This is a genomic window from Shewanella sp. GutDb-MelDb, from assembly GCF_002836075.1.
GTDB lineage: Bacteria > Pseudomonadota > Gammaproteobacteria > Enterobacterales > Shewanellaceae > Shewanella.
Genome location: NZ_PJBM01000081.1, coordinates 1 through 1,022, shown reverse-complemented (window position 1 = coordinate 1,022; position 1,022 = coordinate 1). Strand labels below are relative to the sequence as shown.

The following is a 1,022-nucleotide window of genomic DNA, read 5'->3' as shown; positions in this document are numbered from 1 at the left end:
ATTAAGTCGTTTATCTAAATGCAGTGAAAAATTCACATAAGACAAATAGATTGCGCACGATTTTGCTGATATGGCTCAGTCGGTAGAGCGCATCCTTGGTAAGGATGAGGTCCCCAGTTCGATTCTGGGTATCAGCACCATTTTTTGAAAGAATTTGTCTGGAAACCATAGAGCTGTGGCCCCACCTGATCCCATTCCGAACTCAGAAGTGAAACACAGTATCGCCGATGGTAGTGTGGGGTTTCCCCATGTGAGAGTAGGTCATTTCCAGGCGCCTATTACTTCTCGTATAGAGAGTTGAAAGCCCGCTATTATATAGCGGGCTTTTTTACGTCTGCAATTTATGGTTTAGAGTTAACTCATTCACGGGACGACAGAATTTAGGGGGAAAATATCAGGCGTGATAGTGATATGGCCATTATGCCGAAATGCGAGAGGGTGATATTTGCTGCTCGTGGAGGGATCTTGCTTCGTTCTGCCTCCTATATTCATACTTTCCGCAATATCCATGGACGTTGTCGGTCCTTTCTTAGCGTCCAATGCATCTCTTATAGATAGTTGAAAGCCACTATCGCTCATTTAGTTTTTCGTTAAATTATCTTCTAGCCTGTTTGGTGCTGATTAATTCAATTCTGTTTTATAGCGCTAGCAGTCATCTGTACGCATAACAGCAGTGGCAACTTGGAGCAGATCTTAAAAAAATCATTTGCAGTTGTGATTTAATCACCATCACTACCGGATAGTTATCCTTTGCTAGCGATCCCCTTATTAGTCGCTTATTTTGTTGATAATAAGAGGCTGACAAAAGCGAATGATCATGGGTGTTATTTGCTTGCCGAGCAGGATCCCCGAGACATTGCCGTCGATTTTGGGTGATACAGCGATGTAAACCTGAGGCATAAAGCTCAAAGTAATGATTATCCTGCCCTGCAAGTTTCGAATACTGTACTAGAATAAGGTCCCCTACCGAGATTTCCTCATCAATTGAAGGGGTAAATTGTGGATAACACTGTGGGTAAGTG

1 tRNA gene and 1 rRNA gene are annotated in these 1,022 nt (G+C 42.8%); both read left to right on the top strand.

Annotated features, from left to right (window positions below):
- Window positions 1–64: 64 nt before the first annotated feature.
- A tRNA-Thr gene (locus CXF82_RS01430) sits at window positions 65–140 on the top strand.
- A 17-nt stretch (window positions 141–157) separates the two neighbouring features.
- Window positions 158–273 (top strand): 5S ribosomal RNA (gene rrf / locus CXF82_RS01425).
- The last annotated feature ends 749 nt before the right edge of the window (window positions 274–1,022 follow it).